General features: G+C 57.8%; 24 protein-coding genes. 10 read left to right on the top strand and 14 right to left on the bottom strand.

What is annotated here, in order from left to right; genetic code table 11:
- Window positions 1-10 precede the first annotated feature (10 nt).
- From QQL64_RS09065 to QQL64_RS09030, 8 genes are all read right to left on the bottom strand, one after another.
- A complete protein-coding gene (locus QQL64_RS09065; RefSeq protein ID WP_284398422.1) occupies window positions 11-2,374 on the bottom strand; it encodes an MMPL family transporter in 2,364 nt (787 codons plus the stop codon).
- Window positions 2,371-2,982, bottom strand: a complete 612-nt coding sequence (locus tag QQL64_RS09060; RefSeq protein WP_284398421.1) for a LolA family protein — start codon at window positions 2,980-2,982, stop codon at window positions 2,371-2,373. Before QQL64_RS09060 ends, QQL64_RS09065 begins: the two co-directional genes overlap by 4 nt.
- Window positions 2,970-3,752: a glycosyltransferase family 2 protein gene (locus QQL64_RS09055; RefSeq protein ID WP_284398419.1), complete on the bottom strand. Its 783-nt coding sequence runs from the start codon at window positions 3,750-3,752 to the stop codon at window positions 2,970-2,972. The genes QQL64_RS09060 and QQL64_RS09055 overlap by 13 nt, the downstream gene beginning before the upstream one ends.
- A gap of 20 nt (window positions 3,753-3,772) precedes the next feature.
- Window positions 3,773-4,030: an acyl carrier protein gene (locus tag QQL64_RS09050; protein ID WP_284398416.1), complete on the bottom strand. Its 258-nt coding sequence runs from the start codon at window positions 4,028-4,030 to the stop codon at window positions 3,773-3,775.
- A 323-nt stretch (window positions 4,031-4,353) separates the two neighbouring features.
- Window positions 4,354-5,457: a Glu/Leu/Phe/Val dehydrogenase dimerization domain-containing protein gene (locus tag QQL64_RS09045; protein WP_284398414.1), complete on the bottom strand. Its 1,104-nt coding sequence runs from the start codon at window positions 5,455-5,457 to the stop codon at window positions 4,354-4,356.
- Between the two features lie 234 nt (window positions 5,458-5,691).
- Window positions 5,692-6,660: a TraB/GumN family protein gene (locus QQL64_RS09040; protein WP_284398412.1), complete on the bottom strand. Its 969-nt coding sequence runs from the start codon at window positions 6,658-6,660 to the stop codon at window positions 5,692-5,694.
- 250 nt (window positions 6,661-6,910) lie between these two features.
- Window positions 6,911-7,267 carry a hypothetical protein gene (locus QQL64_RS09035; RefSeq protein WP_284398410.1) on the bottom strand — a complete coding sequence of 119 codons (357 nt, stop codon included), beginning with the start codon at window positions 7,265-7,267 and terminating at the stop codon, window positions 6,911-6,913.
- Window positions 7,268-7,411: 144 nt separating this feature from the next.
- Entirely contained in the window at window positions 7,412-7,741 is a 330-nt protein-coding gene (locus QQL64_RS09030) for a hypothetical protein (RefSeq protein WP_284398408.1), read from the bottom strand.
- On the opposite strand from QQL64_RS09030, the gene QQL64_RS09025 reads away from it, so the two are divergent.
- Genes QQL64_RS09025 through QQL64_RS09015 form a run of 3 tightly spaced genes read left to right on the top strand, consistent with a single transcriptional unit; the run spans window position 7,731 to window position 9,568 of the window.
- A complete protein-coding gene (locus QQL64_RS09025) occupies window positions 7,731-8,015 on the top strand; it encodes a hypothetical protein (protein WP_284398407.1) in 285 nt (94 codons plus the stop codon). The two genes, QQL64_RS09030 and QQL64_RS09025, sit on opposite strands and share 11 nt — an antisense overlap.
- Window positions 8,012-8,617, top strand: coding sequence for a TetR/AcrR family transcriptional regulator (locus tag QQL64_RS09020; protein WP_284398405.1), 606 nt, complete (start codon window positions 8,012-8,014; stop codon window positions 8,615-8,617). The genes QQL64_RS09025 and QQL64_RS09020 overlap by 4 nt, the downstream gene beginning before the upstream one ends.
- An 18-nt stretch (window positions 8,618-8,635) precedes the next feature.
- Complete coding sequence (locus QQL64_RS09015) at window positions 8,636-9,568, top strand: alpha/beta hydrolase (RefSeq protein ID WP_284398402.1); 933 nt, start codon at window positions 8,636-8,638, stop codon at window positions 9,566-9,568.
- Window positions 9,569-9,692: 124 nt separating this feature from the next.
- Here the strand turns inward: QQL64_RS09015 and QQL64_RS09010 are convergent, their stop codons facing one another.
- Complete coding sequence (locus QQL64_RS09010; RefSeq protein WP_284398399.1) at window positions 9,693-10,958, bottom strand: dicarboxylate/amino acid:cation symporter; 1,266 nt, start codon at window positions 10,956-10,958, stop codon at window positions 9,693-9,695.
- Between the two features lie 187 nt (window positions 10,959-11,145).
- Here QQL64_RS09010 and QQL64_RS09005 point away from each other — a divergent pair, with 187 nt between their 5' ends.
- The 4 genes from QQL64_RS09005 to QQL64_RS08990 all read left to right on the top strand — a co-directional run bounded on the left by QQL64_RS09005 (window position 11,146) and on the right by QQL64_RS08990 (window position 18,729).
- Window positions 11,146-14,766 (top strand): methylmalonyl-CoA mutase family protein, encoded by a 3,621-nt coding sequence (locus tag QQL64_RS09005; RefSeq protein WP_284398396.1) that lies wholly within the window; start codon window positions 11,146-11,148, stop codon window positions 14,764-14,766.
- Window positions 14,767-14,858: 92 nt separating this feature from the next.
- Window positions 14,859-17,045: an ATP-binding protein gene (locus QQL64_RS09000; RefSeq protein WP_284398393.1), complete on the top strand. Its 2,187-nt coding sequence runs from the start codon at window positions 14,859-14,861 to the stop codon at window positions 17,043-17,045.
- Window positions 17,046-17,140: 95 nt separating this feature from the next.
- Window positions 17,141-17,827 carry a hypothetical protein gene (locus tag QQL64_RS08995; protein ID WP_284398390.1) on the top strand — a complete coding sequence of 229 codons (687 nt, stop codon included), beginning with the start codon at window positions 17,141-17,143 and terminating at the stop codon, window positions 17,825-17,827.
- Window positions 17,828-18,030: 203 nt separating this feature from the next.
- The gene (locus QQL64_RS08990) at window positions 18,031-18,729 is read left to right on the top strand and encodes a hypothetical protein (protein ID WP_284398388.1); all 699 of its coding nucleotides are present in this window, start codon (window positions 18,031-18,033) and stop codon (window positions 18,727-18,729) included.
- Between the two features lie 120 nt (window positions 18,730-18,849).
- On the opposite strand, the gene QQL64_RS08985 is transcribed toward QQL64_RS08990, so the two are convergent.
- From QQL64_RS08985 to QQL64_RS08965, 5 genes are all read right to left on the bottom strand, one after another.
- On the bottom strand, window positions 18,850-20,262 hold the full coding sequence (locus QQL64_RS08985) for a short-chain fatty acid transporter (protein WP_284398384.1): 1,413 nt from the start codon (window positions 20,260-20,262) through the stop codon (window positions 18,850-18,852).
- A gap of 132 nt (window positions 20,263-20,394) precedes the next feature.
- Window positions 20,395-20,685 carry a hypothetical protein gene (locus tag QQL64_RS08980; protein ID WP_284398382.1) on the bottom strand — a complete coding sequence of 97 codons (291 nt, stop codon included), beginning with the start codon at window positions 20,683-20,685 and terminating at the stop codon, window positions 20,395-20,397.
- A gap of 250 nt (window positions 20,686-20,935) precedes the next feature.
- Entirely contained in the window at window positions 20,936-21,919 is a 984-nt protein-coding gene (locus QQL64_RS08975; protein WP_284398379.1) for a plasmid partitioning protein RepB C-terminal domain-containing protein, read from the bottom strand.
- Window positions 21,916-22,794, bottom strand: a complete 879-nt coding sequence (locus QQL64_RS08970; RefSeq protein ID WP_284398377.1) for a plasmid partitioning protein RepB C-terminal domain-containing protein — start codon at window positions 22,792-22,794, stop codon at window positions 21,916-21,918. The genes QQL64_RS08975 and QQL64_RS08970 overlap by 4 nt, the downstream gene beginning before the upstream one ends.
- 18 nt (window positions 22,795-22,812) lie before the next feature.
- Complete coding sequence (locus QQL64_RS08965) at window positions 22,813-24,381, bottom strand: recombinase family protein (protein WP_284398375.1); 1,569 nt, start codon at window positions 24,379-24,381, stop codon at window positions 22,813-22,815.
- A 401-nt stretch (window positions 24,382-24,782) separates the two neighbouring features.
- Here QQL64_RS08965 and QQL64_RS08960 point away from each other — a divergent pair, with 401 nt between their 5' ends.
- The 3 genes from QQL64_RS08960 to QQL64_RS08950 all read left to right on the top strand — a co-directional run bounded on the left by QQL64_RS08960 (window position 24,783) and on the right by QQL64_RS08950 (window position 26,196).
- The gene (locus QQL64_RS08960) at window positions 24,783-24,989 is read left to right on the top strand and encodes a hypothetical protein (RefSeq protein ID WP_284398372.1); all 207 of its coding nucleotides are present in this window, start codon (window positions 24,783-24,785) and stop codon (window positions 24,987-24,989) included.
- A 67-nt stretch (window positions 24,990-25,056) separates the two neighbouring features.
- Window positions 25,057-25,770, top strand: a complete 714-nt coding sequence (locus QQL64_RS08955; RefSeq protein ID WP_284398370.1) for an XAC2610-related protein — start codon at window positions 25,057-25,059, stop codon at window positions 25,768-25,770.
- A 135-nt stretch (window positions 25,771-25,905) separates the two neighbouring features.
- The gene (locus QQL64_RS08950) at window positions 25,906-26,196 is read left to right on the top strand and encodes a HigA family addiction module antitoxin (RefSeq protein WP_284398368.1); all 291 of its coding nucleotides are present in this window, start codon (window positions 25,906-25,908) and stop codon (window positions 26,194-26,196) included.
- Window positions 26,197-26,268 lie beyond the last annotated feature (72 nt).

Genomic DNA, 26,268 nt, shown 5'->3' with positions numbered 1-26,268 from the left:
TGAAAAACAATCATGAGGAAGTCATCCGATACGCCACACTGGTCGGCACCAGCAGCGCGGTAAAACCAATACCCAATAGCAGGGTGAGTCCGAAGTCGCGCAGCGCCGGCATGGAACTCAACGCCAGCAGGCCGAACGACAACAAAGCAGTCATGGCCGAGAGCAGTACGCTGGCATACATCGCGCCGGGACGATGCGTAACATGCGGCTCGCCTTCGCGCAGGAACACCGCGTAATTGGCGCCCACGCCCAGCACCAGCATCAGCGCCATCCAGTGAAACAGGGTGAGTGGCTGCTGCAGATAACCGAGCATCGCCAGTGTAAAGCCGATACCGAGCACCGGCGGCGCGAGCACGCGCGGCACATCGCGCAGGCCGTAGCGCCAAGCGAACACCGGCACGATCAGCACGATGGCGGCCAGCAGCCAGAGGCTGGCGTAACGGCGGTAGCGGCCGAACAAATCGGAGATGCTGGCCGGTTTGTCGACCAGTGTAACGCCGGGCAAGTCTGCAGCGGCTCGCTGCAACAGCGTGCTTTGCGCATCGCCTTGCGGCAAAACCAGCGAGGCGGCGCCCGCATGCGTGTCGTCGCCCATCCACAGGTAACGGAAAGGCGTGGCCAGCGGGCTCTTCAACCATGCCTGCAACGTAAGCGGCGCGCCGGGCCATGACTGCATCCACCGCTCCATATCCTCGCTGCGGAAGCCCGCGCCGCTCAGCCATTGGCGCATGCGGTCGGGCTGCGCAAAGAGAGGGGCCAGCAGCGCTTGGTTGGCGTGCTGGCGTTGCAACGAGGGCACCATGCCGGCCAGACCGAGCCAACCTTGCAATTGACCTGCATCGACCATGCCCTGCAGACGCTGCTCCAGTGCTTCCTCGCGTTGCAACACCTGTTCTTCGTCGACGCCCTGCACCAGATAGAACTGCGTGCCGTTGCCGAGACCGGTGATGTCGCGAATCTGCGCTTCCTGCGCGGCAAGCGCCGCGGGCGGCGCGACCAGCAAATGCACATCGTCGTCATGACGCAGTTGTCGCCAGCCGGGAATGGCCAACAACAGCAGAACGGCAGCAAGCAGCGCGCCGCGATATCCCGATGCCAATCGCGAGATAAGGTTTTGCAACGCCAAGGCGCCGCGAACAGAAACGGCGGAAAGCGGCTTGGCGCTACGCTGCAACAGTGCAGGCAGCAACCAGAACACACTGAGGCAGGCCACCGTCATGCCCGTCATCGCGAAACAGGCCATCTGCCGTAACGCGGAGAAAGGCACCAGGCCAAGCAGGGCATAGCCAAGCAACGATGTGCCAAGCGCCAGCAGCAACGCAGGACGCACCTGGCGCAGACCTGCGCGCGGTTCCCACGCATCGCCGGCGTTCGCGCGCGCGCTGAGATACTGGATGGAGTAATCCACCGCTTCACCTAACAGCGCGGCACCGAATACCAGCGTAAGCAGATAGATCTGCCCGAACACCAACACGCTGACCGTGGTAGCAGCGACAACGCCGACGCCGGTCGAAAGAAACGCCAGCAGCAATGGACCTGGCGAACGGAACACACCTAGCAACAGCAAGGCGATGCCGATCGTAGAAATCAGCCCGACCATGTGCACGTCGTGCTCCGCACCTGCACGGGCGGCGGCGGCATAAAACAGCGCGCCGGTGCGCAGAACGCGAGTACCGGGTTGATCGCGCTCGATGGTGCGTTCGGCTTGATCCATGGCGCTCAATGCGCGTCGTTGGATGACATCGTCATACGACGAACCGTTGAGCGTGGCGGTCACCAATACGTAGCTGCCATCGTCGCGATGCGCCGTCAGCAGATTGTCCTCCGGCACCAGCGGCGAGCGGCTCCAGGGTTGCTGATCCATCCAGTGCTGCAGCCAGCCGAACGGGTCGTCCTGCAGGCGTGTTCCCACGCCGGTGACGAAAGGTTCGTTCACGCGCTGCGCCAGCGCTTGCGCCGGGTTGTAGCCAGGTTGCGCGAGTGCCGTGCGGTCGGCGTCGGTGAGCAGCATGAAACGATGCGCGAGGTACGGCGTTACCAGTTGCTGCAGATCGAAAGGCGGCAGTTCCGCCGTGACCGACGCAAAGACACTGTCTTGCGCCAGGGCGTGGCCGAGTTCGCGCGCCGCCGCCTTGGCGCGATCGTCATCGGCATGGGCCACCAGCAGGATCACCCGATCGCCATTGGCATGCGCCAGCCGTTGCGCGGCGACTTCGGCAAGCGGGTTGCGTTCGGTGGCCGGCAGCATCGCCAGCAGATCGGTCTGGATCGGTGAGCGGCCACGGCCGAACAACAACCATGCGCCGAGCAGGATCATCAGCAGTGTCGCCACAGCAAACCAACCTGCGCGCAGCCACAGTGCCGATCGGTTCATGGCAGGCCGAGCGCGTGCTTTTCCAGCGCAGTCAGCGGGCCGGCGTCACGGGTGTCGGTCATGCGGATATCGGTTTGCGTGCCGTCCTGCATATCGATGCGGATGCCTTGCAGAAACGCACCGCCGTCGAGCTGGATGCCATGCAGTACTTGCGCCACGCGTGCTTGTTTGGGCGTGAAGTGCAAGGTCCACTGTGCGGCCGTACCTTCCGCACTGACGTTGAACTGGCGCAACACCGCATCGAGCTGACCGGCCAGCATCGACTGCAGCATCTGCGAAATCTGGCTGACCCCGCGTTCGCTTCGTACCGGCTGCACATTACCGTTCGCATCGATGCGCGTGGTCTTGCTACCGGTGAGCGCCAGCGTTTCCTGATACGGCTGCTGCACCTGCCAGAGCATGCCGTGGCCGGTGACGAACACCAGCTCTCCGCTGCTGTTTTGCGGTTGGGTCAACGCAGGGTTCTGACGTTGCTGCGTAAAGGCGGCGCGCACTGCCGTGTGCTGACTCAGTTCGCCCAGCACGGTGTGCAGCAGATCCGGCGATGCGCTTTGCGCATGCAGATTCAGGCTCACACAAAGCAGCAATAAAACGATCAGGCGGCGCATGCGGCTCTCCGGCGCTTGCGCCACAGCAGGATCGGCGCGCGCGGCAGCATGCCCAGCAATAGCCGCGTATGCATGGCGGAAATGCGCAGGTTGTCGTGCAGCATGCGGAAGTGCGAAAGGCCGTTCTCCGGGTAGATCACCCGCGTCGGCAGATTGCGCACCGGCACGCCGCGCCAGATCAGGCGCACGGCCACTTCGGTATCGAAGTCCATGCGCGCGGGCAGGGGCGCGCGATCGATTTCGGCGCAGGTCGCTTCCAGCGGATAAAGCCGATAGCCGCACATCGAATCGCGCAGCGTGAACGACAGCGTCTCCAGCCACACGCATACGTGGGTGACATAACGTCCATACAAGCGCGCCCGCGGCACGCTGTCGTCAAACAGCGGCTCACCGCAGATCAATGCCTGCGGATCGGCACGGCCTTCGGCGAGAAAACGCGGCACATCGCCGGCATCGTGCTGGCCGTCCGCATCGATCTGCAGTGCATGGGTGTAGCCGGTATCGCGTGCCGCGATCAACCCGGCCGTCAGCGCGCGGCCTTTGCCGCCGTTGCGCGGCAGGCGGATCAGCTGCACCGCCGGTTCGCTGGCGGCCAGCGCCTTCAGCACGGCCCGCGTGGCGTCGTCGCTGCCATCGTCCACGATCACCACCGGCAAATCATGCGCACGCAATGCATGCACCGTCGCGGCGATGGTGTCTTTGTGGTTGTAGATCGGAATCAGCGCGCAGGGCTGAAAGTCTTCCTTGGGGAATGCTGGCGCATGCGGCATGAAATACGGCCCGCCAGCGTTCAGCGGGTCAGCAGCGCGCGCACGGTGGCGACCACGTCGCCCACGGTCCGCACGTTCTTGAAATCCTCGGGCTTGATGCGCATGCCGGTCATGTCCTGCACCTGGATTGCCAGGTCGACGGCATCGATGCTGTCCAGCTCCAGGTCGGTGAACAGGTGCGTATCGAGCCCGACCCGCGACGGATCGATTTCGAAGGTCTCGCGCAGCACATCCTTCAGCCTGAGCAGGATGTCCTCATCGCTGATCCCGGTTTCCATGATTGCGCTCATACACACCAGCCTACTTCTGCCGCTTCGTGTCCTTCATGGACACCCTCATCATCGGCCATGCGCCTGCCGTATAAAAGTGCGGCAAAGCGAACGGCAGCCGGATGAAGCATGGGCCGTGAAGAGTTTCGATTTTCCCTAACCCGTGGAACGGGTCCCCCTGAAGCTTTGCCAACCTAAGCAAAGCCTTACAGCACATTTCTTGAAGGGGCAGTCTAGCAGAACTGTGACAGATTCGGGTTTCCGAGGTATGGCACGGCCATAAAAAAACGCCGACCAGAGGCCGGCGTTTTTCAACACCCGACGGTGCAGTTTTACTGCCCGCGCATGCGACCGGCAAAGCGCGGCGCGCCATTGCCCATGTGCGGCAGCTTGATCTTGCCGATGGACGCGATGCGTTCCTCAGCCAGACGGTCCGCAGCCTTGTAGGTCGGCACGTTCTCGGTCTTGCTGATTTCGAAGATGCGACCCAGGTTGTAGTAGATCGTGCGCATCATGCGCATCGCACGTTCGCGGTTGTAGCCGTCGATTTCCAGCGACACGTTCATCACGCCGCCGGCGTTCACGGCATAGTCGGGCGCGTACAGCACGCCGCGACGCTGCAGCTCGTCGCCGATCGAATCGGTGGCAAGCTGGTTGTTGGCCGCGCCGCAGATGATCTTCGCCTTGATGCGGTCGATGGTCTGCTCGTTCACCGTGCCGCCCAGCGCGCAGGGCGAGTACACGTCGGCGTCGACGTCGTAGATTTCGTCCAGGCCCACGGCTTCGCAACCCAGCTCATCCACGCAACGCTGCACGGCGTCCTTGTTGATGTCGGTGACGAACACCTTGGCACCCTGTTCGCGCAGCAGCTTGATGAACTCGCTGCCCACGTGGCCGGCACCCTGCACGGCGTAGCTGTACTTGCCCACGTCTTCGTTGCCGTGCCTGAAGTTCAGCGCTGCCATCAGGCCCTGCAGCGTGCCGTAGGCGGTGAACGGCGACGGATCGCCCGAACCGCCATGCACCTGATGCACGCCGGTCACGTATTCGGTTTCGCGGAACACATATTCCATATCGTTGACGTCGATGCCCACGTCTTCGGCCGTGATGTAGCGACCGTTGAGCGAGTTGACGAAACGACCGAACGCGCGGAACAGCGCTTCGGATTTATCTTTCGACGGATCACCGATGATCACCGCCTTACCGCCGCCCAAGTTCAGGCCGGCCACGGCGTTCTTATAGGTCATGCCGCGCGACAGGCGCAGCACGTCGTTCACCGCATCCTGCTCGGTTTTGTACGGCCACATGCGCAGGCCGCCCAGTGCTGGGCCCAGCACGGTGTTGTGGATCGCGATGATGGCCTTCAGGCCCGCGTCCTTGTTATGGCAGTAGACGACTTCTTCGTGGCCAGTTTTGGCGATGGTTTCGAAAATCATTGGAACATGAACTCCACGTATGACGGTGCCGGGGATAGCACCCGTTGTTGGACGCGTTCGGCCCCGCCAAGGACCTGGCGCCTGAAACTCAAAGCCCCAGCAAGAGGCTGGGGCGAGGAGTTAGCCCACTAAGTTTAATACGACTCCCAAAGGGGGTTCTGATGCGGCGCAGCAAAGGGGCGGTCGACCCGTTGTTTTGCTATAGGGCGACAGGCTCCGGTGCGAGCACCCTAATCATTCGGTCGGCGCTTCCACGACGTAACCGTCCGATTGCAGCACGCTCAGGTAACCGTTCGACGCGAGCAATTGGTCTATGGGCAATACGGCGACAGTCTGGGTGTCTTGATCGAGTGCACGCTCCGCGATAGAGATCCAAGACTTTTCGACTCTATGTTCGATGTCCTCGAGGCCGAGCGCTTTCGCAAAGGGGGAGTCGTCGACCGTCGACAGGCAAGCATCCTGTTGCGCTTGCGCAAGCACGGATTTCAGCGTGTCGATATCGCCCGTCGCCCAGGCATTCGCGCGTGCCGTCGTTTGGGCAAGATCCTGGTCGAGAGCATCCAATATTTGGCCTAAGCAACGTTGATCGTCCATGGACTTCTTGTCCAACGATCGAACGGAGTCACCTGGATCGCTCAGCATCAATCGATACGACGTGTCGACGATGTCGACCCTGTCGCGCCTGGCCTTCTTGTAAATCGTCCTCTCCAAACCATACTGATCGACGAGACCATGATGCTTGAGAGCGGACTCATACAGCTCGCGACCGGCAAAGATCGGGCGCATGCGTTCCACGCTTTCATTGCCAGGTAGATAGTTGGCTTTTTGCATGCGCCAGTGTCGATACAGTTCCGGTGTCAGCACATCCTGCAAGGTTTGGTCATTCGGATTGTTTTTCATGTCGGACTTCGTTGGCATCAGCATGCTTCGGAGGAAGCCTGTCTGCACGCCGATCTCCAAACTGGGTGCTTTCAGTACCGCTTGCGATGTCGCGATCCGATGTTCGACCTCCGCGGACTTCCACTGCATGTTCTTGGGCACGGGGGAAGTAAGTCCGAGTATCCACATGACGTGATCGCCCTTACTCACTTTCCACAAAGCCGGTCCCGGCAGCACGCCGGTAACGACCACCGGTGCAAGTTTGGGAATCGTGTTTGACGGCGGCAACGGCGGGGGCGAGGACTGTGCGTGAGCAGTACACATCGAGCAAGCCAGAAGACACATCCCGTACAGATAACGATACCGGCTGTTTCGCAGCTGCATTTTTTGAACAGCGCGTTGACCCTTGAGGAACATGGCAAATCCCTTTTGCGAATGGCCTTGCCGGGCAGTTTGCGCATAAATGCATGGGACGCCAGTGCTATGGCGCGTAACGCATCGGACTCGCGATGTCAGCCACAAAAAAACACCCCGCCGAAGCAGGGTGTTTGGGTCTTGCCAGGTACGTAAGGAATCAGCCGCTAACCCACACGCCAGCGCGGAAATGCCAGCCATCGCGACCCTGTTCCCAATGCGGATGCTGGTAGTGGTAGCCGCGACGCTCCTGCTCCCAGTGACCATGGACAGCGACATAACGGCCGCCTTCCCAGTGCCAGTAACCGCGAGCCCAGACAAAGCCCTCGCGCGGCGGCGGAATCACTTCCACGACTTCCTGCGGCGGCGGCTGCGGAGCCACCACTTCGACGTAGGTTGGCGCCGGTGCCGGACGTTCGACATACACGGGACGAGGACGTGGCTGTTCCACCACGCAACCCGCAGTTACTGCAGTAAGACCAGCCAAGGCAGCCACAGCTGCAAGACGTAATGACATGGAAGATTTCCCCAGGTGAATGTGGACCGAAGATTCTGTCGATCCGATCAGATAGGTGGATTTAAAACCGTCGCAAGTTTAGTCGGCACTTAGGCCAACGATACCTGCGCTCCATCGCGAGATGAAGCGCAGGTTGTTGCGAGATCAGCGACCCCAATAACCGTCGCGGCGGTGCCAGCCATCACGGCCCTGCACCCACGAGCCGGGGTAGTAGCGATAGCCCGGACGCGCACGCACCCAGCTACCCGGTACCCACACGTGGCGGCGCCAACCCGGATTCCACTGCCAGTAACCGGGTGCCCAAACCCAGCCGCGTCGCGGCGGCGGAACGCGTTCGAAACGCGGCGGCGGAGGCGCCACGCCAATGCCGACCCCGACCACAACCTGCGCGGTCGCGGGTGGTGTGTAACTCACGCTGGCCAGCGCAAGGCCAATGCCTGCTATCAGTGCCAGTTTGCGGGTCATGCTGATCATGGTGTCCTCTCCAATATTGTCCAATTCAAAAAGCAGCCGCAGTAAGCGGCTTGCAGTACGGGAAACGCAATCGTATTTGCCGATGTTGACGCTATTGCTTTCGCTCGTTCAGGTAACAGCAGAATTACTTGCGATGCGCGGCGCACGTGACCTTGTCTATGCACCCATGCCGGTGAATCCGCAACTCTCCGCAAGCGGGGTAGGGATGATGGATGGCGGTCGCCTCACATGGGGCTGGAATAATACGAACGGTCGTGCTATTTTCGCCTCATGAACGCTGTCACGACCCCCAGTAAAGGCGCCGCCACCCGCGAGCTGATCCTCGAGCATGCCTACCAGCTCGCCCGCCACGACGGCCTCGAAGGTCTGTCCATCGGCGCCCTGGCACTGGGCGTGGGAATGTCCAAAAGCGGCGTTTTCGCCCACTTCGGTTCTCGCGAAGATCTGCAGCTTGCCCTGCTGGACGCCGTCTCCACGCGCTTCATCGAGTTCATCATGCTACCGGCGCTGAAACAGCCGCGCGGCATGCGACGTCTGCGCACCATGATCGAGAACTGGGTCGAGTGGGGGCACATCCACCAGAGCGGATGCATCTTGCTCAGCGCCGCGGTGGAGTACGACGGCCGTGCCGACGGCGCCTTGCGCGAGCGCGTGCTGAAACAACAATCCGACTGGCGCCGCGAATTGGCGCGCGCCGTGAGTTTGACGATGCAAGTCGGTGAACTAGGCCCCGACACCGATCCCGAGCAACTCGCCTTCGAAATCTACGCCTTGATGCTCGGCCTGCATCACGACGCGGGTCTGTTCGGTTTCGAACAAGCCAGCTCTCGCACCTGGAAAGCACTCGACCGTCTATTTGCCAGTTACCAGCCCTGAACCCCCAGGAGCCCCATCATGAAGCGCCAGACCGCTCACTCACGCCATCACTCATCGCGCCACACGTTGAAGCTCGGCGCAGTACGCATCGGTTTCGCCGTCGGTAGCCGCTTGGCACCGGAGCGCACGGTGGATCGCGCCGCGCGTCTGTTCGCTACACCCTTCGCGAGCAGTCGTAGCCGTGCGCGCGCCGCGCAACCCGATCGCGACATGCAACGCGGACAACTGCAGATCGGCGGCGAATCCATCGCAACCTATGTATGGGGCGATCCCAGCACGCAGCCGTATGCGTTGCTGGTGCATGGTTGGTCCAGTTTTGGCCTTCGCTACTTGCCATGGGTAGCGAAGCTGCGCGCGCTAGGTTTTGCCGTCGTCAGTTTCGACCAGCCCGGTCACGGCGACAGCAGCGGTCGCTTCTGCACGCTGCCCGATTGCATCGCCACTATTCGCGCGGTCGGTCAACACTTCGGCAACGCCGCGCTTGCCATCGGCCATTCCATGGGCGGCGCAGCCGTGACGCTGGCGCAAAACGAAGACTGGTATGCAGAGCGATTGGTGGTGATTGCGCCGGCCGCCGATATCGAAGCGGCCGCACACCGTTTCTTCCGTTTCGTGCATCTGGGCCAACACCTGCGCGAACCTTTCATGGCGTGGTACGAACAACGCACCGGCATTGCTCCGCGCGATCTGGCAGTACACCGCCACCTACCCATGCTCGGTCAACCAGGCCTTGTGGTGCACGATCTGGACGATCGCGAAGTGCCGTGGGAAGAGGGCGAGCGTTACGCCCGTTTCTGGCCCGGCGCACGCCTGCTCACCACGCAAGGGCTAGGTCATCACAAAGTGCTGGATGCACCAGAAGTGCTCGAGGCCACACTCGCTTTTCTGCGCGGCGAAAGCGTAGGCAATCGCGTGGTGGCATCACCCAATTTGCCCTACGGTCTCGCCTGACCGCGAGTGAACTCCCTCCCCTGCTTGCAGGGGACGGCTGGGGAGGGGTCGAGCACTTGCCTCAAACATCCCCGCAAGAGTTCACCCCCTCCCGACCTCCCCCTGCAAGCAGGGGGAGGGGTTATCAAGCTCGGTTGTAGTACTCGAGATCGAGCACACCTTCCGACTTCGCCACCATCACCGCGGTGACGGAGTCGCCGGTGACGTTCGCCGCCGTGCAGCACATATCCAGCAAACGGTCCACCGCCGCAATCACCGCGACCACTTCCAGCGGCAACCCGACCGAGGTGAGCACCAAACCCATCACCACGAGTGCGGCACCGGGAATACCCGCCGCGCCAATCGACACCAGCGTGATGGTCAGCACCACCGTCACCAGCTGCGAGAAAGAAAGCGCAATGCCATACGCATGGCTGGCAAAAATCACCACCGTGCTGAGATAAACAGCCAGCCCCGACATATTCACCGTCGCACCCAGCGGCAACACAAAACTGCTCACGCGCGGATCGACACCCAAACGCCGCTGCGTATTCTCCAGATTCAGCGGCAACGTGGCCGCGCTGCTCGCCGACGAATACGCAAACAGCTGCACCGGAATCATCTTGCGCAGAAACGGCAGCGGATTCAGCCGCCACAGCATCAGCATCGCGCTGCATATAACGATCATGAAAAACAGCATCACCACGTAGTTCACCGCCACCAGCGAGCCTAGGTGCCCCAGCACCGAAAACCCGTGATCCGCCGTGACATACGCCATCAAGCCGAACACACCGATCGGCGCAAACTTCAGCACCATGTCGATCAGCTTGAACACCACCGCCGACAAACTCTCGAAGAACCGCCGCACCGAGCCGGCCGCGTCGCCCGCCAGATTGATCGCCAGCCCAAAGAAAATCGCAAACACAATCGTCGGCAACAGCGCGCCTTCCGCGAACGCCTTGAATGGATTCGACGGAATCGCACTCATCAACGCATCCTTGATGCTGGTGGAGGCCGGCGCCGTAGCGCTAGCAGCACCAGCCGTCAGGCCAAAACCCGCGCCCACGTTGAACACCTTCGCGACACCCAGGGCCAGCACGGTGGCCATCGCCATCGACACCGCGTAGATCGCAATCGACTTCCACGCAATACGCCGCATCGCCGCCATATCCGACAGCGACATGATTCCGCACACCAGCGACACGAACACCACCGGTATCACGCACATGCGGATCAGCGACATAAAGATGTCGCCCAGCGGCTGCAGCACTTTTGCGGGCTCGCCAATGAAATGCCCGACTGCCAGGCCGAGAATCATCGCAATCAGAATCTGATGCCACATCTGTAGACGCGGCAAACGGCGCGGAGTCGTGGGGTCGGCGGCCGTAGGGAGTGGAATGGTCGATTGCATCGGTGACATTTCCTTGTGAAAGGCGCATACACGCGCGATCGGTGGAAAGCCTGGAGCAATGCTGGGTCTATCTTAGGATCAAACGCGCCGCCCGGCGCAAATACCGCCAACGATCGGGTAATCCCGAGCGCTTAACGGCCAACCCCACTAGAATGATGGGGTTCGCTCATCCGTTGTCGGAGTCCCCATGAGTTCCCCCGCCAAGCACGTCCCTGCCACCGCCGCGCAGGCCGAAACCAGTCCACTGCGCTTTGTCACGGCCGCCAGCCTGTTCGACGGCCACGATGCCGCCATCAACATCATGCGCCGCATCATTCAGTCGCAGGGCGCGGAAGTCATTCACCTGGGCCATAACCGCTCGGTGGAAGACGTGGTTCGTGCTGCACTGCAAGAAGACGCCGACGCCATCGCGCTGTCCTCCTACCAGGGCGGCCACGTCGAGTACTTCAAGTACATGGTGGACATGCTCAAAGAGAAGGGCGCCAGCCACGTGCGCGTGTTCGGTGGCGGCGGCGGCACCATCACGCCGGAAGAAATCCGCGAGCTGCAAGCCTACGGCGTGGAGCGCATCTACCACCCCAACGACGGCATGAAGCTCGGCCTTACCGAGATGATCGAAGACGTGATGCTGCGCGCCGGCAACGCCGCCGCCCAGCGCGAGCAGACCGTCGCCTTCGTGCCTCCCAAAGTAAGCATCGACGACGAAAACAGCGTCGGCCACATGCTCTCCGCTATCGAAGAAGGCAAGCTCGGCGACGCCGAACTCACGCGTCTGCGCAAGGAATGGTCGCTCGCCGGCAAACACACCCCCGTGCTCGGCATGACCGGCACCGGCGGCGCCGGCAAATCCTCCGTGGTGGACGAACTGCTGCTGCGCTTCCTGCACGCCTTCCCGCAGATGCGCATCGCCGTGCTCGCCGTCGATCCCACGCGTCGCCGCAGCGGCGGCGCCTTGCTCGGCGACCGCATCCGCATGAATGCGCTGCGCAGCCATCGCGTCTACATGCGCTCCATGGCCACGCGCCGCCAGCACGCCGCCACCAACGTGGTGCTGCACGATTGCGTCAACTTCTTGAAGAGCCAGCCCTACGACCTGGTGATCGTCGAAACCGCCGGCATCGGCCAAAGCGATTCGGAAATCGTCGACCTCGTCGACTTCCCCGTCTACGTGATGACCAGCGACTACGGCGCCGCCAGCCAGCTCGAAAAAATCGACATGCTCGATTTCGCCGAACTCGTGGTACTCAACAAATTCGACAAACGCGGCGCCGAAGACGCGCTGCGCGACGTGCGCAAACAGTGGAAGCGCAACCGCACCGCCTTCAGCCTGAAAGACGAAGACGTGCCGGTGTACCCCACCATCGCCAGCCAGTTCAACGATCCAGGCGTCACCTGGATGTTCACCAACCTCTGCCGCCTGATGCGCAACAAGCTGCATCTTGAACCCTCCCCTTCCAGGGGAGGGCAGGGTGGGGTCGCTCTTGCTTCAAATTGCGATTTCAAACCGAACCTCGACACCACCCTGAAAGAACCACGCGCCACCGTGCTGATCCCCGGCGCCCGCGTGCGCTACCTCGCGGAAATCGCCGAGCAGGGCCGCGGCATCAACAGCGAGATCGAACGCGAAGCCGAATTCGCCAGCAAAGCGCAGCACTACTACGAATCGCTAAAAGACCTCGGTGACTCGAAACTCCCACGCGCCCTCGAACGCTACGACCACGACGACCTCCACCCCACCTCACACTCCCCCGTCGTCCCGGCGAACGCCGGGACCCAGTCAAGTAATGCGCGCGAAGCGCACAACTCAGACGCAAAGACACTGGATCCCGGCCTACGCCGGGACGACGACGTCGTGGACCGCACGCTAGTTCTACTTCGCCAACGCTACAACGCCGCCCTACGCGAACTCAGTCACGAAGCCATCCACCTGCTGCGCGATTGGCCTGCGCGCTACGAGTCCGTCACCGCCGACGTCAACGAATACAAAGTCCGCGACAAAACCATCCGCGTCGAAAACTACCGCGACTCGCTCAGCCACCAAAAAATTCCGAAAGTCTCGCCACCCAAAACCAAAGACTGGGGCGACCTGCTGCGCTTTCTGATGCGCGAAAACCTCCCCGGCCATTACCCCTACACCGGCGGCGTGTACCCATATCGCCGTAGCGGCGAAGACCCCACCCGCATGTTCGCAGGCGAGGGCACACCCGAGCGCACCAACCGCCGCTTCCATTACCTGAGCCAAGGCGGTGCCGCCACACGCCTCTCCACCGCCTTCGACTCCGTCACCCTGTACGGCGAAGACCCGGCACCGCGCCCCGACATCTACGGCAAGATCGGCAACTCCGGCGTCAACGTCGCCACGCTCGACGACATGAAGAAGCTGTACTCCGGCTTCGACCTCAGCGCGCCCAGCACCTCCGTATCGATGACCATCAACGGCCCCGCGCCGATCATCCTCGCGATGTTCATGAACACCGCGATCGATCAGAACGTAGAGAAATACCTCAAGGCCGATCCCACCCGCTGGGCCGCCGCCGAAAAGCGCATCGCCGAGCTCTACGCCCACGGCAAGCGCCCGAACTATTCCGGCGACCTGCCCAAAGGCAACGAAGGTCTCGGCCTCGGCCTGCTCGGCGTGTCCGGCGATCAACTGGTGGATGCGCAAACCTACGCCACCATCAAAGCCGAAACGCTCAGCAACGTGCGCGGCACCGTGCAAGCCGACATTCTCAAAGAAGACCAGGCGCAAAACACCTGCATCTTCAGCACCGAATTCGCACTGCGCATGATGGGCGACATCCAGCAGTACTTTGTCGACAACAAAGTGCGCAACTTCTATTCGGTCTCCATCTCCGGCTATCACATCGCCGAAGCCGGCGCCAACCCGATCAGCCAGCTCGCCTTCACGCTCAGCAACGGCTTCACCATCGTGGAGTACTACCTCGCGCGCGGCATGAACATCGACGACTTCGCGCCGAACCTAAGCTTCTTCTTCTCCAACGGCATGGACCCGGAATACACCGTTATCGGCCGTGTCGCCCGCCGCATCTGGGCGCGCGCCATGCGCGAACGCTACGGCGCCAGCGCCCGCAGCCAGATGATGAAGTACCACATCCAAACCTCCGGCCGCTCCTTGCACGCGCAGGAAATCCAGTTCAACGACATCCGCACCACGCTGCAAGCGCTGTACGCACTGTTCGACAACTGCAACAGCCTGCACACCAACGCCTACGACGAAGCTATCACCACGCCCACCGAAGAAAGCGTGCGCCGCGCCGTAGCCATCCAGATGATCATCAACAAAGAACTCGGCCTCAACTTCAACGAAAACCCGTGGCAGGGCAGCTACGTGGTCGACGCCCTCACCGACATCGTCGAAGAAGCCGTGTACAAAGAATTCGAAGCCATCAGCGAACGCGGCGGCGTACTCGGCGCCATGGACACCATGTACCAGCGCGGCAAGATTCAGGAAGAATCGATGTACTACGAACAAAAGAAACACGACGGCAGCCTGCCGCTGATCGGCGTCAACACCTTCCTGCCCAAAGACCACGGCGGCGAAATCGCCACCGAGATCGAACTCATCCGCAGCACGGAAGAAGAGAAAGGGCAGCAGATCACCAACGTCAAAGGCTACGGCGACGCACGCAATACGTTGGCGCCGGAGAGCCTTAAGGTGCTGCAGAACACCGCGCGCGAGCGGAAGAATGTGTTCGAGCAGTTGATGGAGGCGGTGAAGTACAACTCGCTAGGCCAAATCAGCCACGCGTTGTATGACGTGGGTGGGGAGTATCGGCGGAATATGTAGCAGAGTGTGAGTAGTCTGCGAAAACGCCCGCGCAAGCGGGCGTTTTCGTTTAGGTATATATTCAAAAAAATCTCCACAGGGGGAGGTTCCAAATGAAATCAAGACCTTTGTCGCAGAGGATGCGATTTGGATTTCTTTTGTTTGAAGTAGTGATTTTATGCTTTGTGAGTTGGCTGGTCTTTGGCCATATCTTTCCGCCAAATGGTGACAAAGGCTTCTGGTTTTACGTTGCCCTCCTCGGCCTAATTTTGGGAAGCCGGCTTGACACTCCATTTTTTGTTAAGCCCTCTGATGTCGTGCTCTATGCCGCGCCCGCAGCGATCGCGTTGGCGCTAAGCAATAATTGGGTAACGTGGGGAAGCGGTGAGCAAGTAGCCTTTGTTGTCGCAATGAGCTACGTAATTGGTGTTGCCTTGATCGCTGCGATTGCAATTATTTCGCTTGGATTGCACGCGCAGCTGGCTGAAAAAACATCAGCTGTTGCGAAATCGCTGTCGGAGGTTCTGGGTACACCAAGAGCAATCTTTACCGTTGTGATCATATTTGCCTTGTATGTCTATCATCGCAACTCGGCGAAAGAGATTGGTTTGATTTCGCTGGCCTGGGTGATTGTTGGAGTTCTATCGCCTCTTGATGGATTAGCTCGTTTATTTAATAGGCTCAAGGAAATATTGAAAGGCGATGCGGCATTCGTGACTGGTGGCGCGGTAGTCGCATACCAGACTCCAGGTCTCATTCTTTGCCGAAAAAGTTTAGGTTCCGCGTTGTCGCCTGGTGATTTTGTCGTCGTGAATGATCCTACGGGGGAGCCGAAAATATGTGCTGCGCTAGACTACGTTGGTCGAGATGATGGTGTGTTGCTTAGGCTGGTAGAGATATCTTCGGCAAAAATTAATAAATTATCCCAGCCTAGAGTTTTGGGTCTTCAGAAAAACGAAGTGGCGCTGATATCACGAGAATGTCTAGATAAGCCCCTGGATGAGCGATTCTCAAACGTCGATTCTTTAGTTGGAATCGTCGCAGCTGATACTTCTCTCGAAAAGCTTTTCTTTGAAGTTTCGAGGGACGAAAGTTTGGAGGAAGGGCGACTTGTCGAAGTTTCGGTGTCACGTGAGACAGTTACATATCAAATAGTGAACGGTCTCACTCGAGAGGAGGTCGTTCAACAGAAGAATACGCATGGGTATGCCAGGGCACAGGCTCAGAAGATAGGTATATGGGACCCAGGAGCGAAGCGATTTGTTGCATCAAAGTGGCTTCCCCGCCCCAATTCCCCGGTTTATTTGAGGCTTACCGATCATTTTGTTCCGGAAAGGAGTGCGGTTGGTCATTTCCCAGGAACAAACTACCCAGCTTCGATACGAAATATCCATGAATTGGTTACTCATAACACAGCAATCTTGGGCATCCTCGGTGTTGGTAAAAGTATGCTTGCTATTGAGCTAGTGGAGAGAATGATGGCCGAGGGAATTAAGGTCATCTGCTTAGATCTTACAAATCAATATTCCGTTGAATTGGATAGCTATCTAGATCGTGCGCACGAGGATAAGTGCTTAAGGATGATCGCGGCAGCGGGAGAGCGTGATCGCGAGGCCTATGCGGAGAATCCGGAAGATGGCGGAAGTCTTAACAACATCCGAGAAGCAATCTCTAACGATCTGCGCGAATTTCTAAGCGTAACCAGTGGGAAAATGCTTAAGATTTACAATCCGGCGCAGGTTACTGGCAGTAAACAAATGTCGGAAGCCAAAACCTATCAGGAAAGAGGGCAATGGAAGCGTGGTGCCGCGCTGTGGAGCGTGACGTCAGTGGAGATAACGAGGATTGTCTCTGAGCTTGCGCTGCAACTCCTGCAAGATCGGATGTCGGATCAGGCGAGGGTTTGTTTGGTCTATGAGGAAGCGCATTCACTTGTGCCTGAATTTAGTTCCGTTGCAACGCCTTCGGACCGCGAAGCTACCAATGGCACGGCAAGGGCAATTCTTCAGGGGAGAAAGTATGGGCTTGGATGCCTGCTTATCACTCAGCGAACTGCAAATGTCACTAAGACAATCTTAAATCAGTGCAACACTATATTCGCTATGAGGACCTTTGATGAAACCGGCAAGGAGTTTCTCTCAAATTACATTGGTAGAGACTATGCCAGCTCCCTGTCAACTATCTCGGAAAGGCACGCGGTTTTTTTTGGCAAGGCATCGAGCTGTGAGAATCCTATATTGATTCGGCTGAATGATAGAGAGGATTTCAGGAGAGTGTTTAGCTCACAGCGTCATGAGTGACCGCAGGTGTGGGATGGGACTGTATTTTGGTCAACATGACCCATTTGTGTTGGCTTAACCTGATGTGTTTAGCTGCACTAGCTAAAGGGTAGGGTATGAATACCGATCCAGTTTGCAGCGTTTCGCGGCACCTCGGGCATACTTTTTGGCCATGGGATATTGCTCGCTGGTGGCTTTCCCTGACGTCTTCAGATCAAGGTGCGTGGGTTGCGGGGGTAGGGGCATTTTTGGCCGCGCTGGCGGCCGTTTTGGTAAGCGACACAGAAAGGCGTCGTCGAAATCGTCAGCGTAATGAGCTTGCTCGGATAGCAGCCTCATATATGTACACCGATATCCAAAAGATTGTTATCCATGCAGTGCACATGCGGCGCTGGCTTGACGAACTAGCGGATATCCCTAACGGCCAACCGTATGTAGATCCAATGCAGCGAATAGCAGTGGCTGTTAAGACAATTAAGCCTATATTCGACCGCATGGCACTCGAAAGGATCGCGATGCTACCGCCCAAAGTTGGAGTTGAGCTAGCGCAGTCCGTTGGCGGGTTTCCTTTTCTATGTGACGCAATCGACTCAACAATTTATGAGCTTGGGATCTTGACGCGCCCTCTAGACGAGCGTCGCGTCGATTTGCGTGATCATGCACTGATACTTTCCAATCCCCTAAATGGGATTGTGTGTTTTCTTGAGTGGTTTGGTTCTGAATTTCCGGATGATCGTGAAAGTGGGCCGGATGAAGCGATAAAACTGATCAAGGCTGGCTCAGCCAATCGCACCACGCAGTGATGAACAAGACCCGCGAAACGCTAAAGGGGGCCAAACCCTAAAGGGGGCGGAGGTAGTTAAAGTAACTTAACTACTTCTGGCCCTTTTCCGAGGCCTTTTGGCCGGCATTGAATGTGGCTGCGACTTCCTCATGTTATTGATTTAAGTCGGTGGCCGCCTTCATGTTAATTTATTGAATATCAAAAAAAGGATAGAGTTTTTTCTTGTCATTTAAGAATGAGTCTGCCTTTTTTATAGGGAAAAAGATGCAGCAAGAGGATTTGTTGGTCCAGAAGATCGAAAAAGTTTTGCTCAAATTTGAGCCGGTTGCAAAGACATGGGTCAAGGAAGGGCCGCGAACTTTTGCACATTTCCAGGATGGCGTCGCACTCGCGGCACTTTCGGTGGAAGTGTGCGTGCTCGTGGATTACGTTTACGGACCTAACCACGACATAGCAAAACGTATTAAAGGCGTGGCAACATTGCGCAGTTTGACGCACCTACGTGCGGCTGAGGGTATGTTGCGAGGCACGATCGAGGCTATTAGAGGAGGCCTTCTCGCTGATCTTCGTACGCAGATTCTTGTTGACGTACAGTCCGATTTCATTGAGGCGGCAAGAAACGCCATAGCTGAGAATGCCAAAGATGTTGCGGCCGCTCTTCTTTGCATCGTTCTTGAAGACTCAGTTAAGCGTCTTGCGATCAAACATGGACTTCAAAGCCTTGCCAATCAAGAATTCAGCATAGTGACTACTGAGCTTTTCAAAGAAAACAAAATTACGAAAGCCACCAAAGGTCAACTGCTGGCGTACAAAGATCTCAGGAACGCCGCACTTCATGCTCAGTGGCACGAAGTATCTGTTGAGACAGTCAACGCCCTCCTGTATTTCCTGCCAGGCTTTATTGAGCAACACGGCGTGTAAATTGCCTACCGTTAAATCATGCGTTAAGCACATCGGGATTGGCGGCAATACGGTTGTAGATGATTCATCGCAGAAAGGGGAGGGGGGCAGAGTCATTTCCATCTGCAGGGTAGCTCTCACTCAAGGCATCATCGGCGGTACATAAGTAAGCGTACGGCCAAGCAGCCACAACAGGCCCAGCACCAGTGGCACATGCACCAGCATCTGCATGAAGGTGAAGCCGACCACATCGCGCGCCTTCAACCCGAGCACACCAAGCAGCGGCAGCATCCAGAAGGGGTTGATCAGATTCGGCAGCGCTTCGGCGGCGTTGTAAACCTGCACGGCCCAGCCCAGATGCACATGCAGGTCGTTCGCTGCCTGCATCACGTAGGGTGCTTCGACCAGCCACTTTCCGCCGCCCGATGGCACAAAGAAACCAAGCACGGCGGAGTAAGCACCCATCACCAGCGTAAATGTGTCGGTGGAGGCGATGTGCACGAACATCCCGGACAACCGATGCGCCAGCGTTTCATCGCCGAAGCCCGGTGCGTGCGTAAGTAATGCCGCGATACCGCCATACAGCGGAAATTGGATCAGCACGCCGGCCGTACTCGGCACCGCACGCGACACCGCATTGAGAAAGCTACGCGGCCGCCAGTGCAGCACCAGGCCAACGGTGAGAAACAAAAGGTTGTACGTGTTGAGATTCGCAATAGCCGTCACCGCCGGCTTGCTCGCGAATTCATAAGCGAGCCAGCCGAAACCGAGCAGTCCGATCAGCAGCGACAGCAGCGGGCTGTATTCCAGCCACTCGCCCGGCCGACTGCGCGGCGGTAGTGCCGGTGTGGCTGTTTCCGTCACGCCAAAATCCTGCGCGGTGCGTGCATTGTCTTTCGATGGCGCAGTGAACCAGCAGATCAGTAGCGACACCGCGATTAGCACACTCGTCAGCGCGATCGACTGCCACAGAAAAATCGTCTGACTGAAAGGCAGCACACCCGTGATCTTCAACAACCCCGGCGGCATGCTCGCCGGGTTCGCCTGCAGCTGCGCAGCCGACGAAGACAATCCCATCGCCCACACGGCGCCTAGGCCGAGATACGCCGCGGCGCCTGCTGCGCGGTAATCCATGTGCAATTCTTCGCGTCGTGCCAGCGCGCGCACCAGCAGGCCACCAAACACCAGAGAAAAACCCCATGACAGCAACGACGCCAGCATGCTGATCAATCCGACATAACAGATCGCACCACGTCCACTGCGCGGCACACGCGCCAGAAGATCGATAAGGCGTGCAACCAGCGGTGCCGTGGCCACGACATAACCACCGATCACCACAAACGCCATTTGCATCGTGAATGGGATCAGGCTCCAGAAGCCGTCACCGAATGCACTCACGGCGGCCTTCGGCGTGGCGCCAAAACCCAACGCTGCCAGCGCGACCACCAGCACCCCCAGCGCCGCAAACACCCATGCGTCGGGAAACCACCGTTCCGCCCACAGGGTGCATTGCATTGCGAAACGCGCCAATCCTCGTTCGTTGTCCTTATGCATTGCCGGTTCCTCCCAGATATCTGACGACATGATGAGAGGTGCCAGTCGTGCGGGCAATTAGGCGAAGGTCTTAAAACGTTGCCAGAGAAAAGAGGTCAGAGTCATTTCCGAAGCACGACTCTGACCGGTACTTTAGTGGCTTGTGACCCAGCCGTCCCCGATCTGCTCGAAGCGTACATGGGCCGCTTCGGTGGAGCCTGCACTCATTTCCATAAGCGTTTCGACGCCTTTTAGCGCAAGCGTTAGCGAGCGCGCGTCGACGCAGGGGGAGAGTTGTAGTGCATTCCGCATGAGATGGACGATACCTTGAGCGCATTCCAGCAGCATGTAGGAATCACTCAGCAGGTCGAGCGGGCTGCCGACGGGGGCAGGGTAGTAACTGGTTTGGAGGGTGAGCCAGGCTCCTGGGGCTTTCTCTTTCATCGAACGCTCCTTTGCGCGACGGGTAGCCGCCACCCGCACGAGCGCGGGCGGCGGACGTGCCAGGGTAGGAAACCGGTACCACGAGACCCGGCCAGGCCGAAGCCTGCCCGACACGCCCGCCATGAACGCGGGAGTGCTAGCGCAAAGAAAAAGCGCCGGTCGGCGCATTGCGCCGTGGTAAATCGGGTTCCTACACCCGGTCGCTGATTTGGCAGCGACGGGGCAAAACTAAAGCGCACCCACTCCAACGTCAAGCTAAAGGTTGTCGGTGAACCGCCCTTTTGGATGTTGGTTTCATGCCGGTTATTGAGCCCGCAATGGGATTGGCGACATTTAAGCTGCTGATTTCCGCGATGGACTGAAATTCGGCGAGGAAATCGGGCCGGTTCTTGCCTAGCCATGCGCTGATAGGGGAGTTCCGCAACAGCTTGGCGAGATAGGTCTTCGTCACCGTGAGAGTCAGGTTATCGATCCCGTAGCCTTCTTCCACGGAGCGCGTGCGCTGCTGAGTTGTCGCGAGTTCCCGCTCCAGACGTGCGATGTCTTCGCGGGTCACGTTACTGAGTACGCTCTTGGTCATTCGCGCTGGTGTTAGCTGGTCGGGTGGCGTTGCCGCGAGGAGAGCCCTGGCGAACACGACGGTGTAGTTACTCTGTCCGACCATCAGCTCCGCCGCCTCCGTCTGTCGGGGTGGGGTCATGTGTTTGATCAGTTCGAAGATCACTAGCGGGCAATGTTTGTCCTCAAGCAGTCGCGCCACTTCGGGACAAATGCCATCCAGCAAGCGAATGCGGCGGCGTACCGAGACGGGCTCCAGGTCGAGCGCCTGGGAGATTCGCTCCATCGATACTCCACGCGACACAGCACGCACAATCATGTGATGTTCTTGCACGGGAGCAAGGCGGTTGACGTGCTTGTTATACGTATAGGCCTCTTCATCGGTCGCCACGAGGCATTCAACCTCGGTGATCTTGCGATCCTGTAGAACATGCAGGCGTAGAAGACCGTCGAGCAAAAAATACGTTTCGCTATCGCTTGGGTTGGGTACGACCACCGGGTATTCCACGAAACCAATCGCGTCGAAGGATGCCCTTATTTGATGGTAGCGCCGGCTTTGCTTGATCTCTTTGTCGAAGGCCTTAAGAGGAATGATGTTCTTCACCGCTATGACGCGGGTTTGGCTCTCGAAGGCGGCGGCTAGGGCTCTGGGAGAGTGGTGAGCGGAATCGTTCATGGCGCACCGCCTGAATTCAGTCGCTGGGATAGTGCGAGGGGAAGGGTGTTTAATCCTTCTTTCTCGACGAGATCCATGAAATCCTTATCTTCGCGTAGGGTCGAAAGAGCCTGGACCACGAACATGACTTTGCTGTGCGTAAAGTCCAACTTCCGCTTCATCAGAGTCTGCTTTTCAACTTCCTTCCGGTAGATCTCCCGTAAATAGCTAGGCGTGAGTCGAGGCTGACCCACGGACTTTCGGCCAGTTTTGTGGGTGGCTTTACCGTATTGGGCGCGTTGTTGAAGAATCTTGCGAACGGCACTTAGCTTGCGCCCCTTCAAGCCTTGGGCGTATGCATCGGTCAGCGCTTGTTGCTCCCCCGGCTCATCGCTACGTGAAATATCCACGGCTAAGGCAACGGGCATCAGACCCAATTCGACGGCGTCTACAAGGCGCTCTTCGCCATGGTTCATCAGCTGGGTCAACATATTGACCCAGCTGTACGTCACCCCAAGTTTGGTTGCGATAGCGCTTTCGCCGTAGCCGCGCTGCCTAAGCGTTTCGATGGCCTTCATCAACTCACGAGCCGACGGTGTGCGTCTTGCGATGTTTTCGACAAGACCCATCAACAAGCAGTCGTCTTCCTTGGCATCAACGACGAACGCAGGGATCTCAGGCCAGCTCAACTGCATATAGGCTTCAAGCCGGCCCTGACCGCACACAAGATCGAATTTGGTGGGTGAATCGGCCTCGTTACTTCGAGTCACGGTGATGGGGCGCTTTAGGCCCACCAAAGCGATGTTATCGATCATCTGCTGATGAATACGCCGATTTCGCACCCGTGGATTGGGCACGTTAATGTGCTTCGTCGGATTCATGGTGACGGTATGCATGAATGGCCCTCCTTCGGGTCAGGGCAACTTGGCTAATGGCCCCCTTCTGGCGATATCGAGCAATGGTTCCAGCGACTGGAACCGATAGGTATCGATACCTAGTTCGTTATGGTCCTCGGCCAACGCAATAACGCGGGCAGGTAGATCGATGCCCGGAAAGATGTAGTAATCCATCGCAGTTCTGTTATCCGGCCCTACACGCATGATGACGGCGATATCGCACTCGGTCGGGTAGCACGGCCAGGATCGCCAACGAGGTATGCGGCCACACATGTCATAGCGACGCGCGACAGCTACCCAAAGCGTGAGTTCGTCGTTGATGATCAATAGCCGATGATGGTCTCGGATAGCTACGCTAGCCCCGGCGCCTTCAAGGGCAGCGCAGAGTTGCTCAACGAAATCGTGGTGCACCTGCCGGCGCTCACGATTGATATGAACATATGCATGTTGTTTAGTGGGTTGAACGCCAATCAATGCGTAGGCGTCAACAAGGCCTTTAAATCTGGTTTTATAGGTGGCTGCCTTTGGCATATTCGCTTGAGCGTTGATCAGTGGTGCGCTGAGATAACCTTCCTTTTCGAAGAGTTTGCGAAGGTCACTTAGCATCAACTCTTTGGGAAAGCGCTTGGCCTTCTCGGCGAAAATAGCTTTTGCTTGAACGAATAACGCTGATGAAATAACTGCCTCAAACGCACCATCGTGGCGAACCCACGTATCAGGGCTGTTTACTTGGCGCCGATGCTTTAGCTTAAAAGAGGTTCTGTTGTAGACACTATTTCCGATGTACTTCTCGTTGGTGAGCACACTTCGTATGGTCGTTGGTGTCCACGTCCGCCCTAAATCAGTGCAGACGCGCTCGCCGTTTAGTTGTTCGGCGATATAGGCCATCGTGCAGCGCTGCCTCACGAACATGTCGTAGATACGCATGACCACGGCTGTTTCATTAGGCGGCCCTTGAACGAGCTTTACGTGTTCTGTCCTGAGATTTTTTACCTCTCCACGTTTGAGTAAAAGCTTGGGCCTACATCGTTCGTCCAGTAGCTGGCGCCTAAGGCCGAAGCCAGCGGTACCTCCCTGGTGAAAGCCAAGGCGGATCTGTCGGGATTGTCCATAAAAGACTTTGTTGGACAGTTCACGACTATATTCTCCAGCCATCCAGCGCTTGATGCTCTTCATCAGCGTAGACGCCGGTGTGCCGTCGTTTTCGAAAGGCTCAGTGCAATACTCGACGTTAACGCCAGCGCGGCGGCAAAGAAATTCGTAATACGCGCTCTCATCGGCATCTTGAAAGCGTCCCCAACGGCTAACGTCGTAGACCAAGAGGGAAGTGAAAGGTAGCGGGCTTGCTTGAACGTCTTTCAACAGTCGCTGCAATGCGTGACGACCAGTGAGCCTGAGTCCGCTCTTGCCGTCGTCCGCGTAGGTCCGAACGATCACCATGCCATGCGCAGCGGCATAGGCTTCATTAACGCTACGCTGGTTCTCAGTAGAGTATTGCTGATGCTCCGTAGACATCCGCACATACTGCGCAACGCGGATGACTTCACCCTCGCTGTTGGGTTCGTACGAATAACCCAACGTACTCATTGCCCAGGTCCATTGCGGATTCTGCGGCGAATCGGTCCGCCACCAATGGACCCATCGAAGGCATATGTCAATCGAATTCGAAATTTCGCGCGTCTCAGTCAGGTCGTGACAGAGATTAAGGGCGCCTCATCTATGTTGGACGGTGAAGACGTACAGCAAATCAAGATATCCGCTGATGTCTTTGTTTTGGATTTCGCACCATCCTAAGCAGGTCCACAGGGTCTGCCCCCTTGCACTCTGTGGGCAACCCTTGAGCTGGATCACCCCCTGGTCAGCTCAACCCTAAGGCCCCCGCAAGGGGGCCTTTTCCATTTCGCGCCACCACAATTTGTGTGGCCTACGGGCGAGGTCATGCCCATCCATAGTTCGTCGCATCATTATCCCGATAGAGCAGGCCCACCATGAGCGAAATCGTATTCCTGGTTGAAAACGCCGCAGATGGCCGTCTCACTGCACGTGCGCTCAATCACTCCATCTATACAGAAGCTGACACCTACGAGGAGCTGCGTGATCAGGTTCGCGAAGCAGTCCGCTGTCATTTCAAGCAAGACCAGCACCCAACCATGATCCGCCTGTACTACGTCAAGGATGAGGTGCTCACAGTGTGAAGCTCCCTTGAGCTAAATAAACCACGCTCTGCGCCGTCAGGGCTCAAACGCAACGGAACAGCCACAGATGAAATACGCGACGATCATTTGGATGACTTCATTACTCCCAGTCCATGCGTGTGCGGCCGACACGTCCAGAGCGCCAATTAGCGCGAGCGCCTCGCTTACAAAAAATGAGCTAAATGTCGCCGTAGACGGTGTGACGCTAAATATGAAAGCAAATGGCTGCAGCAGCTTTACCGGTGAGATATCTCTATGCAACAGCGGAGTGCAGCTGACCATCACTAATTCATCTGCAAACATCAATCAGGTGATCAGGCCAAGTGCAGTATTCATAAGCAACAAGTACACGTTGTATGACGGTCCGTTAACTGAAGGTGGAGAGCGTGGCACTTATAGCTTTTTACTAAGTGACGTTAACGGCGATGGGAATGATGACCTAATTGTGTGGACGGGTCGAGATGGCGGATACGGAGGGCCTTCGTTTGATGTGTATTTATTCAATGCCGCTGAACACAAATATGTCTACAGCCAAGCGTATTCCGATCTGACAGTTGGGAGCATCAGACTCTTTACTGTCGAAAACGGAAAAGTTAGGACGATTGTTAAGGATGGATGTTGCACTCATATTTTTGAAACGTATCAAGTTGAATCTGATGAACCTAAATTAATCGAGCGAGTTACGGAGAGTGCTTCGGAAGGCTCGGACAAGATCATTGTAAAAACAGAGAGATTGATTGGCGATCGGATGACGGTGGTGCGAATAGAAGCAAAAGATTGAGATGGAGAAGAAACGGGGTCAGAGTGCTTTTTCAATGTATCGAAATGCACTCTGACCCCTTTTATTTCGCTGGAATAACGGGGATGCCTACGACGTGGAGATCGTCGATTACCACTGAAGTCTATAGAGTCGAGCATGAAAACCTTACCCAATATCCATCCCGGCGAAGTACTGCTGGAAGAATTTCTGGTTCCGTTAGGCATAAGCCAGAATGCGCTTTCGCGTGCCGCAGGTGTTTCACCGCGGCGCATCAATGAGATCGTGCTTGGTAAGCGCAGCGTCACAGCGGACACGGCGATTCGCCTTGCTGTCGCGCTGGGTACTACGGAACGATTCTGGCTTGGTCTGCAGGCCGATTACGATCTTGAAGAAGCGCATCGGGCACTCGGCAAGAGCGTGAAGAAAATCGAGCGGCTAGCTGCCTGAGAACCAATAAAAAGGGACATAGTGCTTTTCAAAAAAAGAAATGCACTCTGCCCTTTTCTCATTATATTTTTT

Origin of the sequence: Dyella lipolytica (assembly GCF_030160075.1) — a bacterium.
GTDB lineage: Bacteria > Pseudomonadota > Gammaproteobacteria > Xanthomonadales > Rhodanobacteraceae > Dyella_B > Dyella_B lipolytica.
This window is presented reverse-complemented; position numbering and strand designations above follow the sequence as displayed.